The organism is Pseudomonas cedrina subsp. cedrina, assembly GCF_001983175.1.
Lineage (GTDB): Bacteria > Pseudomonadota > Gammaproteobacteria > Pseudomonadales > Pseudomonadaceae > Aquipseudomonas > Aquipseudomonas cedrina.
In genome coordinates, this window is record NZ_MNPW01000004.1 from 302,622 (window position 1) to 317,276 (window position 14,655).

12 protein-coding genes are annotated in these 14,655 nt (G+C 60.4%); 5 read left to right on the forward strand and 7 right to left on the reverse strand.

The window, feature by feature from the left end:
- Positions 1 to 9 precede the first annotated feature (9 nt).
- From algG to yaaA, 7 genes are all read right to left on the reverse strand, one after another.
- Positions 10 to 1,599, reverse strand: a complete 1,590-nt coding sequence (algG, locus tag BLL36_RS09960) for a mannuronan 5-epimerase AlgG (RefSeq protein WP_076951265.1) — start codon at positions 1,597 to 1,599, stop codon at positions 10 to 12.
- A complete protein-coding gene (locus tag BLL36_RS09965) occupies positions 1,599 to 3,083 on the reverse strand; it encodes an alginate export family protein (protein ID WP_076951266.1) in 1,485 nt (494 codons plus the stop codon). The genes algG and BLL36_RS09965 overlap by 1 nt, the downstream gene beginning before the upstream one ends.
- Positions 3,080 to 4,531: an alginate biosynthesis TPR repeat lipoprotein AlgK gene (algK, locus tag BLL36_RS09970; protein WP_231998949.1), complete on the reverse strand. Its 1,452-nt coding sequence runs from the start codon at positions 4,529 to 4,531 to the stop codon at positions 3,080 to 3,082. Before algK ends, BLL36_RS09965 begins: the two co-directional genes overlap by 4 nt.
- A gap of 83 nt (positions 4,532 to 4,614) precedes the next feature.
- Positions 4,615 to 5,781 (reverse strand): alginate biosynthesis protein Alg44, encoded by a 1,167-nt coding sequence (locus tag BLL36_RS09975; RefSeq protein WP_076951267.1) that lies wholly within the window; start codon positions 5,779 to 5,781, stop codon positions 4,615 to 4,617.
- A 37-nt stretch (positions 5,782 to 5,818) separates the two neighbouring features.
- Positions 5,819 to 7,300: a mannuronan synthase gene (gene alg8, locus BLL36_RS09985; protein ID WP_162279229.1), complete on the reverse strand. Its 1,482-nt coding sequence runs from the start codon at positions 7,298 to 7,300 to the stop codon at positions 5,819 to 5,821.
- Positions 7,301 to 7,383: 83 nt separating this feature from the next.
- Complete coding sequence (locus BLL36_RS09990) at positions 7,384 to 8,700, reverse strand: nucleotide sugar dehydrogenase (RefSeq protein WP_076951464.1); 1,317 nt, start codon at positions 8,698 to 8,700, stop codon at positions 7,384 to 7,386.
- A gap of 825 nt (positions 8,701 to 9,525) precedes the next feature.
- On the reverse strand, positions 9,526 to 10,305 hold the full coding sequence (gene yaaA / locus BLL36_RS09995; RefSeq protein WP_076951269.1) for a peroxide stress protein YaaA: 780 nt from the start codon (positions 10,303 to 10,305) through the stop codon (positions 9,526 to 9,528).
- Between the two features lie 132 nt (positions 10,306 to 10,437).
- On the opposite strand from yaaA, the gene BLL36_RS10000 reads away from it, so the two are divergent.
- The 5 genes from BLL36_RS10000 (at position 10,438) to moaE (ending at position 14,638) form a co-directional block, all read left to right on the forward strand.
- On the forward strand, positions 10,438 to 11,562 hold the full coding sequence (locus BLL36_RS10000) for a polysaccharide deacetylase family protein (protein ID WP_076951270.1): 1,125 nt from the start codon (positions 10,438 to 10,440) through the stop codon (positions 11,560 to 11,562).
- Between the two features lie 339 nt (positions 11,563 to 11,901).
- Positions 11,902 to 13,296, forward strand: coding sequence for a PhoH family protein (locus BLL36_RS10005; protein ID WP_012722339.1), 1,395 nt, complete (start codon positions 11,902 to 11,904; stop codon positions 13,294 to 13,296).
- 180 nt (positions 13,297 to 13,476) lie between these two features.
- Positions 13,477 to 13,950, forward strand: coding sequence for a cyclic pyranopterin monophosphate synthase MoaC (gene moaC / locus BLL36_RS10010; protein WP_076951271.1), 474 nt, complete (start codon positions 13,477 to 13,479; stop codon positions 13,948 to 13,950).
- Positions 13,947 to 14,189, forward strand: coding sequence for a molybdopterin converting factor subunit 1 (gene moaD / locus BLL36_RS10015; RefSeq protein ID WP_076951272.1), 243 nt, complete (start codon positions 13,947 to 13,949; stop codon positions 14,187 to 14,189). Before moaC ends, moaD begins: the two co-directional genes overlap by 4 nt.
- A gap of 2 nt (positions 14,190 to 14,191) precedes the next feature.
- A complete protein-coding gene (gene moaE, locus BLL36_RS10020) occupies positions 14,192 to 14,638 on the forward strand; it encodes a molybdopterin synthase catalytic subunit MoaE (RefSeq protein ID WP_076951273.1) in 447 nt (148 codons plus the stop codon).
- Positions 14,639 to 14,655 lie beyond the last annotated feature (17 nt).

The following is a 14,655-nucleotide window of genomic DNA, read 5'->3' on the forward strand; positions in this document are numbered from 1 at the left end:
GGGTCATCCTCAGTCCTGCAATTCGGTCTGGCGTTCGACAGGGTCGATCAGCACGGCTTTCTGCTGGCGCACCAGCAGGTCGAGAATCTCTTCCTGGCGATCGCCCAGCACGCCGGAGAAGCTGATACCGCTGGTTTTGGTCGGCGCCAGCATCGACACGCGATACAGTTCCACGCTCAACGGCGAGTCGATGGACAGCGGCCCGCTGCCGTTACCCGCCAGTTCACCGCCGACCACGATCAGCGACACCTTGGCGTCGAACGGGTCGAGCGCGATGTCGCGGTCGGTGTCGGTCAGGTCCTTGATGTGACCGTAGAGCCCGGTCAGGCCGTTGGCCATCGAGGTGTTCTCGTACAGCTTGATGTTCACGCTGTTACGCACGCGGATACCGTGGCGACGGTTGGCGATCACCTTGTTGCCCCACAGCAGGTTGTCACCGCTCTCATAGAGGGTGATGCCGTCGGTGTGGTTGCGGTAGAACTCGTTGTCGGCCACCAGGTTGTTGACGCTGTTACGGTCGAGCACCAGGCCCGAGAGCTTGTTGTCGTAGCTGCGGTTGTTGAAGATGAAGCTGTCGTTCACTTCCCGGGAAATGATGATGCCGTGCTTCTTCTTCGTGCCGTAGACGGTGTTGTCCGCAATGATCAGGCCGTGGGAGCGGTCATGCGGGTCGATCCCGTAGACGATGTTGTCTTTGTAGGTGTTGCTCTTGATCACAAAGCCGGTGGTCTCGTAGCAGTAGAAGCCGTACCACATGTCCGAGAACTCGGAATCGATGATCCAGCCGGTCGGCTCCGCACGCTTGAGCACCTTGGCCATGTTCGGCGTGTACTGGGAGATACTCACCCCGTACGACTTACTGTTGGCGTAGCCGAAACTGGCCATCTTGGTGTTGGAGATGTACGTCTCGGTCCCGCCCCATGCCAGCAGGAACGGGCGGAATTCCTTGGGCGACTTGAACAGCGCCGGGCCGTTGGCCTTTTCGCTCCAGCCGGTGACTTTGGTGTCACGCACAAACAGCTGGCCGTCGTTGATCAGGAACGAACCGGCTTCCTGGGACAGGCGCAGCTCTTGGGTGTTTTTGTCGATGTCCAGGATGCCCTTGCGCCCGACCACGATCGGCAGCTTGGCCAGGAACACGCCCGGCGAGGTTTCGCTCAGGTACTGCTTGGGCACTTTGCCCAGCAGGTCCTTGAGGTTCATGTAGCCATCGTCGATGAAGATCGCCTGGGGGATGCCGTGCTGGCGCACCACCCATTCGGCCATCTTGTTGTCACCGCCGATGAAGTCCTTGAGCGCGTCTTCCTGCATCATGCGGCGGATGCTGATCTTGCCTGGTTTGGTGCGCACGATCTTCTTCTCGATCGCCGCCGCGGTGTAGCCCGACAGGTCCGGCAGGGCCGGCTTGGCCATTTCCAGCGGCGCGGTCGGCGGGCTGGAAATGGTGTAGGTCTTGGCCTGCTGCAGCTCTTTGGCGATGGTCGGCGCTTTAGCCTGCGGCGCGACATCGGCCATGGCGGCGCCGCTTGCCAGCAGCATCGCTGCCGCCAGCAGGGCCGAGCCTTTGAGGGCTTGAGGGTTCATTGCGCAGGCTCCCATCAGAATTTCCAGATCACGTCGACGAACGCGCGATGCATGTAGGAGTCGACGTTGCTGCCATAGGCATCACCTGGCTTGAACACACCGGCGCGAAAACGCACCAGGGCCGAAGGCTCGTCGAACGACTGGCTGATTGCTGCCGGCAACAGGCCGGACTTGAAGTACTTGGTGACCACCAAGTCCATTTCCTGGCCCAGGTCCTTTTTACCGTCTGCCAGCGGTAGCGAGGTGCTGGCGACAATGTCACCGGCGGCGTCGGTGGTGTTGTCCAGCGCCGCAATGCCATTGCTGCTGACCGGCTTGTTGCCGTCCACGCGCCAGAACTTGTGGTACACCAGGCTGGCGTCATAGTCCTCGCGCAGCTGCCAGGAACCGAACAGGCTCATGGACTGCATGTTGTTCATCTCGCCACGGAATGCTTCGCCGAAGCGGTGTACCCGCGACTGGGTGCCGGTCCAGTTCGAACGGTTGCTTTGCAGGCCGTTCTGCTCGTAGTTCTCGCTGGCGCGGGCATAGGCCGCACCCACTTGCCACTGCGGGTCCAGACGCAGGCGAACACCGATGTCGGTCGCCCAGCCGTTCACGTCCTGACTGCGCTTGGCCTGGTCCGGGCGTGAGCCGTCGGATTTCAACGCGTTGACGCTGTCACGGTCGCCGCGCATGCCGGTGATGCTGGCCCAGTAGTTCACGGTGTTGGTGTTGCGCCAGTTGTAGGCGTCGCTGTTGGCTTCGATGCCGAGCCAGGTCAGGTCGCCGTTCGAGCGCTTGTCCAACGAGTCGGTGGGCTGGCCCGGTTCCGGGTAATCGAGCTTGCCGTTGTCGTGGGTGTGATGACCGCGCAGGCCGATCCACTGGCCCGGCATCCACTGGTAGGACGCGTCGGCGTAGAGGTGCTGACGGTCCTTGTCCACCGGCGACAGTTCCTTGAGGTCGGTGCGGTATTCGCTGAAACGCTCGGCGACGCCGACATTGGCCTTGAGCAGGGTGGTGTCGAAGGTCCAGTTCAGCGCTTCGATATTGGTGTCGCGCCACTGGCCGTCGTCATTGCGCAGGCGTTGGCGACCCAGCTTGAGGATCTCGCCGGGGTACGGCGTGAAGCCGCTGTAGCCGACCCAGAATTCGCGCATGGCCAAGTAGTTCTTCTTGGTCTTGCGATCATTGTTGGTGGTCTGCTGGTTTTCGTCATTCGCCGACTGTTGCAGGGTGTCGGTCTCGATGATGTCGCTCGACACCACCGCCTGACCCATGGCGTAGGCGCTCCAGGCGCCACTTTCGCCGTAGACCCAGGGGCGCAGGTCGAGGCCGATGCCGTTGACGTCGCCGCCTTTCTGCGTGCCCAGGTCGCGGTCATCTTCGGACTGGGCGGTGGCCTTCACTTCCAGGCCGAAGTTCTTGGCTTCGGTCAGGGCGGCCAGGGTCGGGCACGACCACAGCAGGGCAAAAGTCAGGCCGATGCCGGCCTTGACGAATGGGTTGAGCTTCATAGGGATTCCTCGCCTTCTTCTTCTTCATCCAGGGCGTGCAGTTGCAGCGTGCTCTGGGCCAGGGTGCCGCGGGCGGCCAGTTCCTGCTGCACCAGGCGTTGGCCTTGCGCGCGTTGTTCCGGCGTGAGCGGGGCTTCGAGCTGCGTGGCCAAGTCATTGGCCTCTGGCGTGTCCTGGGCTTTAGCCAACTGGCTGAAGACATAGGCGTTCAATGGGTCGGGCTTGGTGCCCTTGCCTTGGGAAAACAATTGGGCGATGGCGAAATCGGCACTGTTCTGGCCGTTGCGCGCAGCGGTCAGCAAGTGGTCCAGGGCTTTTTGCGGATAGACCTTGCCCAGGTAGCCACGACGGTAGATCTGGCCGAGGTAGTAATCGGCGGCCACTTCCTTGCCGACGGCTTTTTGGAAATGGGCTTCGGCGGCCTTGGCGTCAGCCGGTACCCACTTGCCTTCGTAGTAGAGCTTGCCCAGCAACAGCTCGGCGCGCGGCTGGTCGGCGGCGCGGCCGTTGTCCAGGTATTTCATCATCTGGTCGACGTCGCCCAGTTCCGGGAAGTCGTAGAGCAGTTGCGCCAGGCTGACCCACGATGCCGGGTAGCCAGGGGCGATTTTTTCCAGCAGGGCCTGGGCGGTTTTTTCGTCGGTCTTGCCCAGGGTCGAATCGCCCAACACACGGGCGACGCTGTCCACACGTTGTGCGGTGACGGTGCCACGGCTGTAGCCGGCTTCCATCTGCTTGAGCAGCTCGGCCTGTTTTTCCGGCTCGGCTTTTTTCTGGTAGACCGTGGCCAGCTCGACGTAGCAGATATCGGTGGTGTTCAGCGCCGCTTTGCAGATGCGCTCGACGTCATCCAGATGCTGGTCGTAGGTGTCCTGGGTGCGATACAGCAGCACCTGGGCCAGGCCGGCTTCCGGGTAGCCGGCGGCTTGCCACTGGCTGATCTGTTGCTGGGCGTTGACGTTGGGGAAACTGTGCGGGTATTGCAGGTACAGCATCGCCAGCGGGATCAAGGTGTTGCCTTCACCATTGGCAAAGGCTTTTTTCAGCAGGCCTTCGGCTTCGTGGTGTTCGGCTTCGGTGCTGCCTGGCTTGGCCACCAGCAGGCGGCCGAGACGTGCCTGGGCGCGCGGCGAAGTGTCCGCCGCCGCACGATAGGTGACCTCTGCCTGTTTGATTTGCGCCGGATCGCGGGTGCTCACCTGGATATCGGCCAGGCCCACCTGGGCCTCGCTGTAGCCCAGGTCTGCCAGTTGCTGGTAATTCTGCTGGGCGGTGACGGTGTCACCGCGCTTGAGTGCTTCATTGGCCAGGCGTTGGTCGGGCAGGCCGGCGCAACCGGCAAGGCTGACGGCCAGCGCCAGCGCGCAATACACAGCGGCCGAATGAGCTCTGCTCTGTGTGGGAGCTGGCTTGCCTGCGATAGCATCGCCGCGGTGCAACTGATGCACCGAGTCGTCTGCATCGCGGGCGAGCCCGGCCCCCACAGAAGCTGATGTTGTGATTGAAATACGATTCACAGGCATGTCCTCGCTTACAGACCGTGAGCCATGGCTTTATCGATCAGCCAGTTCAGCGATGGGCCGCGGTCGCTGGTCACTTCCACCGGGCGGCCGGCGTAGGTGCTGTCCAGCGGTGCATCAGGCTTGATCTGCACACGGATATCGGAGGACAGGTCGGCGCTGTTCAGGCTGGTGCTGCTGACGATGGTGCCGGTGCGGGTCTGTTCTTCGTCGGCGACCTGGAAGGTCACCGGCGTGCCTGGGCGCACGTCGCCGAACTGGCGGTAGGAGAAGCGTGCTTCAACGTTGGCCTGGGCACCGCGTGGAACCAGTTGGAAGATCACATCGCCTTTGCTGGCGTACTGACCGTCGGCGACCATTTGCTGGGCAACGATGCAGTCGCACGGCGACGTCAGGGTGCCGGTCATTTGCTTGCCGAACAGCTCTTCAACCTTGGCCGGTTGCAGCTGGTCTTCGTCCAGGTGGCCCTTGAGCACGTCCAGCATGCTGGTGCTGAAGGTTGCCAGTGGCGCGCCTTTGGCCGCGATGGCGTCACCTTTGAGCAGGCTTTGCACGGTGCCGTCGCGTGGCATGGTCACGTTCATGCCCGGTACGCTGACCAGGCCGGCCTGGGCGTGGCTGACGAAATACATGCCGTAGAGGGACTTGAAGACAAAACCGAACGCGGCAAGGCCCACCAGGAAGATCGCCAGGCTGAACGTCACGGCGCGCAGACGGCCAAAGGCGCTCATGTTGCTGCCGCTGTCCTTGTTTTTGCGCGCCTTGGTGAAGTTGTCGCGTTGCAGAGTGGCCAGCACGTCGCCCATGGTCACGATGTCACCGGACAAATGCGAGGTGATCAGGTGGCGCAGGGTGGAAATATCCTGGGCGTCGAGGTTCTGGAACTGGCAACCGGTGCGGCCGGTCTGGCGGTCGTAGGAGCGGATCTGCAACTCCACGTCCATGGCCAGGCCGAGGTTATCGATCACAAACTGCAGGCGGCCCTTGTGCACTTCACCCACGGTCAGCGGCTGCGTGGCGGTGAACGCCAGGCCGCCGGCGGACAGGTCGAGCACGCGTGCTTCGGTCGGCGTGCGGTCAGTGTTGAAGAAGCGCAGCTTGGCCGGGATTTTGACCCGGGCGTGCTGGCGCTGGGCTTCGGATTCGTGGACAACGTTGGCGTTTACTTGGCTATTCATGATGTGTGTAGTTCCTAGTTAATTCAGGCTTGGCAGGTCAGACCATCATCAGCAACACGGCAACGAAGATGCTGCCGGCGGAGAAGGTCATGGTCCGAGACGACCAGGTGTTGAACCAACGTTGAAAGCTGGCCAAATCGCGGGTCAGTTTGGTGTCCTGGCGGGTCCAGGACTGTTGATCAAGGCGGAAGAACACGTAGATCTTCACCAGCGCGCCCATGATCTGGTTGTAATAGAGAATCGCCGGGTACGCGGGGCCGATCTTGTGGCCGGAGCACGACAGCAGCAGGGTCAGGATCAGGCGGGTGATGCCGATCCACAGCAGGTAGACGAGGATGAACGCGCCGCCGTACTTGAAAGTGGCGATCATCGCCACGGTCAGGCCGAGCAGGGAGGTCCACATCGACACGCGCTGGTCGAACAGCACCACGCTGGTGAACAGACCCAGGCGGCGTACACCCAGGCCCAGGGCACGGGAGTTCTGGCGCAGGTTGTTGCCGTACCAGCGGAACATCAGCTTGCGGCTGGCCTTGATAAAGCTCTTTTCCGGCGGGTGTTCCACGGTGTGGATTGCGGCGTCCGGTACGTAGAAGGTGTCGTAGCCCAGGCGCATCAGGCTGAACCAGCTGGACTTGTCATCCCCGGTGAGGAACTTGAAGCGGCCCAGGCGCCAGTGTTGCAGCGAGTCGCTTTCCACGTCGGCGATAAAACCCGGGTCGGTGACGACGCTGGCACGGAACACCGACATGCGACCGGTCATGGTCAGTACGCGCTTGGACAGCGCCATGGAGCACATGTTGATGTGGCGCTGGGCGAAGCGCAGTTTGTGCCACTCGCTCATGATGTAGCCGCCGCGCACTTCACAGAACTCGTTGGTGGTCAGGCCGCCGACATTGCCGAACAGTTGGAACCACGGCACGGTCTTGCGTACTACGCCTTCGGCGAGCACGGTGTCGCCGTCGATCACGGCAACCACTGCACGGTCATCAGGCAGGTGGCGCGATATGGCGCGGAAACCGAAGGCCAGGCCGTCGCGCTTGCCGGTACCGGCGATACGCACGAAGTCGAGCTTCACATGCTCCGGCGGGTTCATGCGTTCCCACAGGCTTTTCACCAGCAGCTCATCGGACATTTCCACCAGCGAACACACGACGGTGGTGGGGAAGCCGCACTCGATGGCTTCGCGGATCACCGAGCTGTAGACCTGGGCGGTGGTCAACGCATCGATACGGAAACTGGTGACCATCAGGAACACATGGGACGGGTCGGCGGTCTTGCCCAGTTTGCGCACTTTGCGGCGCAGGTGCGGGTACACCACATACAGGAACAGCATGCCGCGAAAGAAATGCGTAGCACCCATCGAGTAGCGCCAGATACCGACGGCACCAATCAGGAAAATAAAATTCTTCGACTCGGAGTCGAACGTACTCGCCGGCAGCAGCAGGGCGAGTCCCATCAGCAGGCTCAGGAAGAACAACCAGCCGGCGGATTGAAGGAGTACGTGTTTTAACTTGGACATAAGCGTCATCCGAAGGTGAAGAAGGCTCCAGGCTGCAAGCGCTGGGGATTGGTACGCTTGCAGCCCGGAACTTGCCGTTGCTGTTACCAGCAAATGCCTTCGGTGCGACCGCCCGCACTGGTGGCCTTGGACATGAAGCCCACCAGGTCGATCACTTGCTTGCCGTGCGGTGCGTTCTGCGCCAGGGCACGGAACTTCTCATCACGGTTGCCCAGGATGATCACGTCGGAGTTGTTGATCACGTCGTCGAAGTCCGAGTTGAGCAGGGACGACACGTGCGGGATCTTGCCTTCGATGTAGTCTTTGTTCGCGCCGTGCACACGGGCGTACTCGACGTTGCTGTCGTAGATGCTCAGGTCGTAGCCCTTGCCGATCAGCATTTCGGCCAGCTCGACCAGCGGGCTTTCGCGCAGGTCATCGGTACCGGCCTTGAAGCTCAGGCCCAGCAGCGCGACTTTGCGTTTGTCGTGGCTGGACACGATGTCGAAGGCGTTCTGTACCTGGGACTCGTTGCTGCGCATCAGCGAGTTGAGCAGTGGCGCTTCCACGTCCAGGGAGCTGGCGCGGTAGGTGAGGGCGCGCACGTCTTTTGGCAGGCACGAACCACCGAAGGCGAAGCCTGGGCGCATGTAGTACTGGGACAGGTTGAGGGTCTTGTCCTGGCAAACCACTTCCATCACTTCACGACCGTCGACGCCGACAGCCTTGGCGATGTTGCCGATCTCGTTGGCGAAGGTCACCTTGGTGGCGTGCCACACGTTGCAGGTGTACTTGATCATCTCGGCAACGGCGATGTCCTTGCGGATGATCGGGGCGTCGAGTTCTTCGTACAGCGACTGCAGGACATCGCCGGAGGCTTTGTCGAATTCGCCGATGACGGTCATCGGTGGCAGGTCGTAGTCAGCGATGGCGGTGGATTCACGCAGGAATTCCGGGTTGACCGCAACACCGAAGTCGACGCCGGCTTTTTTGCCGGAGCAGTCTTCAAGGATCGGGATCACCACGTTGGCCACGGTGCCTGGCAGGACGGTGCTGCGCACGACCACGGTGTGGCGGGTGGCTTTGTCACGCAGGACCAGGCCGATCTCGCGGCATACCGCTTCGATGTAGTCGAGTTCCAGGTCGCCGTTTTTCTTGCTCGGCGTACCGACGCAAATCATCGACAGGTCAGTATCGCGAATGGCTTCGGCGAAGTTGGTGGTGCCGCGCAGCCGGCCGGTTTCAATACCCTGGCTCAACAGCTCGCCCAGACCGGGTTCAACGATTGGCGATTTGCCTGCATTGATAAGGTCAATCTTGTCCTTGGAGATGTCTACGCCAACCACTTCGTGGCCGCGGGCAGACAGGCAACCGGCACATACCGCGCCAACGTAACCCAAACCAAATATGCTGATGCGCATCGCATTTACCTCATTGTCATTGAAGACGGTGTTAATCATGCCAAATAGATGGCGAGTTCATTTTTGCAAGCGTCACTGAATGCCACGGAAGTTGAGCGAATAGACGCCGACTTACCGCGTACAGGCATGTTAAGTAGTGAGTGACTAACTATTGCACTCAAGTTGTGCGCAACTTGGCCTTGTTATTGGGGCTTGCTCCTAAATGCAGCCGGCCTTCTTGGGGGAAGGTGCCGACGCCAGTGCCACAAGGTGCAGATAGAGGCTGTGAGCCTTTAAATATCAACACCTTGGGTGTCATCACTGACACATTTGGGTAAGCGCTACCTTGGCCTTTCGGGATAGCAATTGATCCTTATCGCCGCCCTCAACTCATATCAGTCGATGATGTGACCCGTGAGTCAAAGTTGATGGGGCAACTTGGCTGCTTCCTTGGGTCGCTATGTAAGTCATCTCTTACAGAAACAGAGAATTTCGTTACCGGTGGTATGAGCCGTGCGTTCAGACGAAGTTCCTGGCCGCTCATCCTGTTTCCCGAAATTTTTTGAAATATTGGCAGAGATGGCACTAATACTATATTGATAGCACTTGCAATTTGGGCCAGTAGTTACAGGTAGTTGGCGCGAAGAGATAGTTTTGTGCCACTAGTGTTTAAAAAAAGTGGTGCCACTACGAAAAAAACCGACGGATGTCGAGTGAAAGAATTGTTAGATGTGCTTCATGATGTTTTTTGACGCCAAAAGCATGACGTTTTAAGGCGGGAATGCGCTAAAAAATGTGGGAGCTGGCAAGCCAGCTCCCACATTTGAATATCTGTGCGAGCGCGCCTTATTCCGGTGCGTGATCGCGCAGGAACACCAGGTTGTCCGGCTTGGACTGCTGCGCATCGAAGCGATAGCCCTGCGCGTCAAAGGCCTTGAGCTTGGCCGGGTCGTTGATGCGCTCCTGGATGACAAAGCGGCTCATCATGCCCCGCGCCTTTTTGGCGTAGAAGCTGATGATCTTGTACTGGCCGTTCTTGAGGTCCTTGAACTCGGTGTTGATGATCCGTGCGTTAAGCGCCGTGCGCTTGACCGCCGAGAAGTACTCGTTGGACGCCAGATTCAGCAGCACGTCGTCACCCTGTTCGGTCAGCGCTTCGTTCAGCCACTCGCTGATGCGCGTGCCCCAGAACGCGTACAAATCCTTGCCACGGGGGTTGGCGAGCTTGGTGCCCATCTCCAGGCGGTACGGCATCATCAGGTCCAGGGGGCGCAGCAGGCCATAAAGGCCGGAGAGCATGCGCAGGTGGTCCTGGGCGTAGGTGAAATCGGCATCGCTGAAGGTCTCGGCATTCAGGCCGGTGTACACATCACCTTTGAACGCCAACAGCGCCTGCTTGGCATTGGCCGGCGTGAACGCCGGGGTCCAGCTGCCGAAGCGCGCGGCGTTGAGGCCGCCGATCTTGTCGGAGACGTGCATCAAGTCGCTGATCTGCGCCGGGCTCAGTTCGCGCAACTGTTCGATCAGTTCCTGGGAGTGGTCCAGATACTGCGGCTGGGTGAAGCGCTGGGTCGTGGGCGCGGTCTCGAAATCGAGGGTCTTGGCGGGGGAAATCACCATCAGCATGAAGTCGTTTCCTTAAATCGTGGCGTGTAACGTGAGCGCGATTCTAGGGGCTGGGGCGTTTTGACTCCACCTATGATGGCGATAGGCATGATCCGCTATAGTGGCCAACGACTCTGGAGAAGGAGACCCTGTGTGCGAATCGCGCTTTTATTATCGGCATGCCTGCTGTGCCTGAATGCCCAAGCTGCGCCAGTGGACGTGGCCAGCCTCGATCGTGGCACCTGGCCCGAGCAGCTCGGCACGCCAGCGCTGTTCGACGTGGCTTCGCGCGCCGAAATCCTGATGTTCGCCCACAGCCTGCTGGCCAGCGAGTCCTTGGATGACGCGGCGCTCAAACAGCGCCTGGGCTTGAAGATCATCAACCGGGCCGCCATCGACGACCTGCGCCGCCAGCTCTGGCAACGCTTGCTGGAAAACTACAGCTTTGCCCAGGAAAGCTGCGAGGTCGACGCTTCGTTCTGCTATCTGGTCGAAAGCATGGACGACCTGCGTGAGCAGACCGGCAAGTTCGAAGTAAGCGAAGACTCTTTCTATATAGGCTGGGCTGCCCCGAGCCACACGTTTCATGAGCGCTATCTGGACGAGCTGCTGCGCAAGGCCGCGCTGTTCCCGCAGATCAGCAGCGAAGTCGCGCGTTTCGGCGAGCATGAGCGCAAAGGCGACGAATTCAACGACCGCCTGTTCCTCCTGACATTTGACGGCGGTCCCGCGCCGGTCAGCGGCAACACCGACTGGCTCACCGATTACCTGCGCAAGCAAAAGATGAACGCCACGTTCTTTGCCCTCGGCAGCAGCCTGCAAACCCGCGTGGAACGTAGCTCGGTTGCGCAGGTGCAGGCGTTGTACCAGGGCCAGTGCGTGGGCACCCAGGGCTGGCAATATCGCTCCCACAGCCACTGGGTGGATTGGCAGGGCTCCGTCACCCGCAGCGCCGCGCTGGTGCAAAACCTGATGCCGGAGAATTATGTGCCGCTGTTCCGTCCGCCCTACGGCCAGCGCCGCGCCGACAGCCAAGGTTTTTTCCAGGCCCAAGGCTTGCAGGTGGCGCTGTGGGACATCGATTCCCAGGACGAGCCGGGCAAGCTCAAGGCCGCTGAGTCGGCGCAACGGGTGCTGACGTTGATGCTGCTGTGGCGCAAGGGCGTGATTGTGTTTCACGATACCCAGGACAAGGCACGGGTGGCGTTGCCGATGTTGCTGCAAGCGACGGCGCAAAGTGGTCTGGGTTGGCAGGACTGCCGGGAGGCGTTTCGCTGAAATGCCCGGCCCTGTTGGGTGCGGGGGAATTTCGGGGTAATTTTGCGCGACATTTCGATGCAGGCGGACTTCCGACTTTAGCGGGCTGCCTGGCACTCGGCTAGTGCTATTCGTCATCCTGAAAAATAAACTTCAAAAAAACGTCAAAGTGCTTTTTCCTGTCATGGGTTTTGCGGTATTACGAAGTCAGATCGCCGAAACCTGCAACACAGGTGGCGTCTTCCAAGACTCCTGCTGTGGGCAATGCACTTGACGTCACTCAGGTGTGTTCGGTGGTCGATTCGAGGCGCAGCACCGCCCAGGTATTGCGTCGAATGGCTCCCACAAAGGTGACCGAGTATGGATGATCATGGACGTAACCCTTCTTCCGACCAGCCAATCCTTTATGTGCTTGATACCAACGTACTGATCCACGATCCAAACGCACTGCTTAACTTCGAAGAACACCACGTCGCCATCCCCATGATCGTGCTTGAGGAGCTCGACAAACTCAAAAGCGGGCACCACAGCGTGGCTGCCGAATGCCGCCAGGCCATCCGCCTGATCGACAAGACACTGGGCGAAGCATCGCCGGAGGATGTCGAGGTCGGCGTACCGATCCAGCGTGGCAAGAGCGGGCCCAAAGGCTTGCTGTCGATTCTGATGAGCAAGCGCAGCGAGCCCAACAGCCTGCTGCCGGAAAACCTCAACGACAACAAAATCATCAACCAATTGATCGACCTGCACGCGCGCGACAAGGACCTGCGCCTGGTGCTGGTGACCAAAGACATCAATATGCGCCTCAAGGCCCGCGCGTGTGGGATCGCCGCCGAGGACTACAGCACCGACCAACTGGTCGACGACGTCTCGATGCTGTCGCGTGGTTATCACACCGTGACAGGCTCGTTCTGGGACCTGGTCAGCAAGGTGGAAACCCGCCAGGATCATGGCCGCACCTGGCACCAGGTACAACTGATCGACAACCTGCCGGCGGTGCACATCAATGAATTCATCATCGACGAACAAGGCTTCGTCGGCTGGATCAAGGAAATCCAGGTCGACAAGCTGCTGATCCTCGACCTGCATCAGGAACCCCTGTTGCATCAGGAAGCCTGGGGCCTGAAACCGCGTGATATCTACCAGAGCCTGGCGTTGTATGCGCTGCTCGATCCGGACATCCACCTGGTCAACCTGACCGGCGCCGCGGGCTCGGGGAAAACCATCCTCGCCCTGGCCGCCGCCATCGAACAGACCATGGTCACCAAACGCTATCGCCGCATCATCGCCACCCGCAGCGTGCAGGGCCTGGACCAGGAGATCGGCTTTTTGCCCGGTACCGAAGCGGAAAAAATGGAGCCGTGGCTGGGCGCGATCACCGACAACCTCGAAGCGTTGCACATGGATGACGAAAACACCCATGGCAGCGTCGACTACATCCTCAGCAAAGTGCCGTTGCAGTTCAAATCCCTCAACTACATCCGAGGTCGCAGCTTCCAGCAGAGCCTGATCCTGATCGATGAATGCCAGAACCTGACCCCGCACCAGATGAAAACCATCATCACCCGTGCCGGCGCCGGTTCCAAAGTGGTGTGCCTGGGCAACCTGGCACAGATCGACACCCCTTACCTGTCCGCGACCAGCTCCGGGCTGACCTACCTGACGGAACGCTTCAAAGACTTCCCGAACGGCGTGCATATTGCACTGCAAGGGGTACCTCGCTCGATTCTGGCCGAATACGCCGAATCGCATCTGTAGACATGGCTGGCCTGGGAACTGGCTTTATGTGGGAGCTGGCTTGCCTGCGATAGCATCACCGCGGTGTGACTGATACACCGCGGTGCCTGCATCGCAGGCAAGCCAGCTCCCACACAGGTCTGCTGCCACATTTAATCCTGGTTGGGTTTACAATCGCTGCTCCTGATCAGGAGTATCCCTGTGCTGACTCATCTCGATTCCCAAGGTCGCGCCCATATGGTCGACGTCACCGACAAGTCCGTGACGTTCCGTGAGGCGGTGGCCGAAGCGCGGGTGCGCATGTTGCCCGAAACCCTGCAAATGATTGTCGACGGCGCCCACCCCAAGGGCGACGTGTTTGCCGTGGCCCGCATTGCCGGGATCCAGGCGGCGAAAAAAACCAGCGACCTGATTCCCCTGTGCCACCCGCTGATGTTGACCGGCGTCAAGGTCGAACTCCGCGCCGACGGTGCAGACTCGGTGCACATCCTGGCGCGCTGCAAACTCTCCGGCCAGACCGGCGTGGAAATGGAAGCGTTGACCGCCGCCAGCGTCGCGGCCCTGACCATCTATGACATGTGCAAGGCCGTGGACCGTGGCATGACCATCGAAAGCATTCGCCTGCTGGAAAAACTGGGCGGTAAAAGCGGGCACTTCAAGGCGGACCAGGCATGAGCATCAACGTATTGTTTTTTGCGCGTTACAGCGAAGCGATTGGCCTGGACTCCCTCGAGATGGAAGGCGACTTCGCGACCGTCGACGCGGTGCGCCAGGCGTTGGCGAGTGATGAGGGGTTTGAAGTGCTCAAGGAATCCAGCTTGATGTGCGCCCGCAATCAAGAACTCTGTAGCCTTGATGAGCCCTTGCAGGCCGGCGATGAAGTCGCTTTCTTCCCGCCCGTGACCGGAGGCTGAGCATGGCCATCCGTGTGCAGGTCGAAGCGTTTGATCCCGGTGCCGAAGTCAACGCGATGCACGCGGCCAATGTCGGCGTGGGCGCGGTGGTGAGTTTTGTCGGGTATGTGCGCGACTTCAACGAAGGTCGCGACGTGTCGGGGATGTTCCTGGAGCACTATCCCGGCATGACCGAAAAGGCCTTGGCCAAGATCGCCGTGGAAGCCGAGCAGCGTTGGCCGTTGCTCAAGCTGGAAGTGTTGCACCGCATCGGCGCGCTGGAGCCGGGGGAGCCGATTGTGTTTGTTGCGGCCGCCAGTGCACACCGGCAGGCGGCGTTTGATGCCTGCGCGTTTGTGATGGATTACCTGAAGACCAGGGCGCCGTTCTGGAAGAAGGAAAATACCCCTGAAGGCCCACGCTGGGTGGAAGGGCGCGCCAGCGATCATGCGGCAGCGGAGCGCTGGTAATAGCCTGCCAGATGCAG

Coding starts and splice junctions, on each gene's coding strand:
- algG (WP_076951265.1), bottom strand. CDS start 1,599: ATGGGAGCCTGCGCAATGAACCCTCAAGCCCTCAAAGGCTCGGCCCTG.
- BLL36_RS09965 (WP_076951266.1), bottom strand. CDS start 3,083: ATGAAGCTCAACCCATTCGTCAAGGCCGGCATCGGCCTGACTTTTGCC.
- BLL36_RS09975 (WP_076951267.1), bottom strand. CDS start 5,781: ATGAATAGCCAAGTAAACGCCAACGTTGTCCACGAATCCGAAGCCCAG.
- alg8 (WP_162279229.1), bottom strand. CDS start 7,300: ATGTCCAAGTTAAAACACGTACTCCTTCAATCCGCCGGCTGGTTGTTC.
- BLL36_RS09990 (WP_076951464.1), bottom strand. CDS start 8,700: ATGCGCATCAGCATATTTGGTTTGGGTTACGTTGGCGCGGTATGTGCC.
- yaaA (WP_076951269.1), bottom strand. CDS start 10,305: ATGCTGATGGTGATTTCCCCCGCCAAGACCCTCGATTTCGAGACCGCG.
- BLL36_RS10005 (WP_012722339.1), top strand. CDS start 11,902: ATGGATGATCATGGACGTAACCCTTCTTCCGACCAGCCAATCCTTTAT.
- moaD (WP_076951272.1), top strand. CDS start 13,947: ATGAGCATCAACGTATTGTTTTTTGCGCGTTACAGCGAAGCGATTGGC.
- moaE (WP_076951273.1), top strand. CDS start 14,192: ATGGCCATCCGTGTGCAGGTCGAAGCGTTTGATCCCGGTGCCGAAGTC.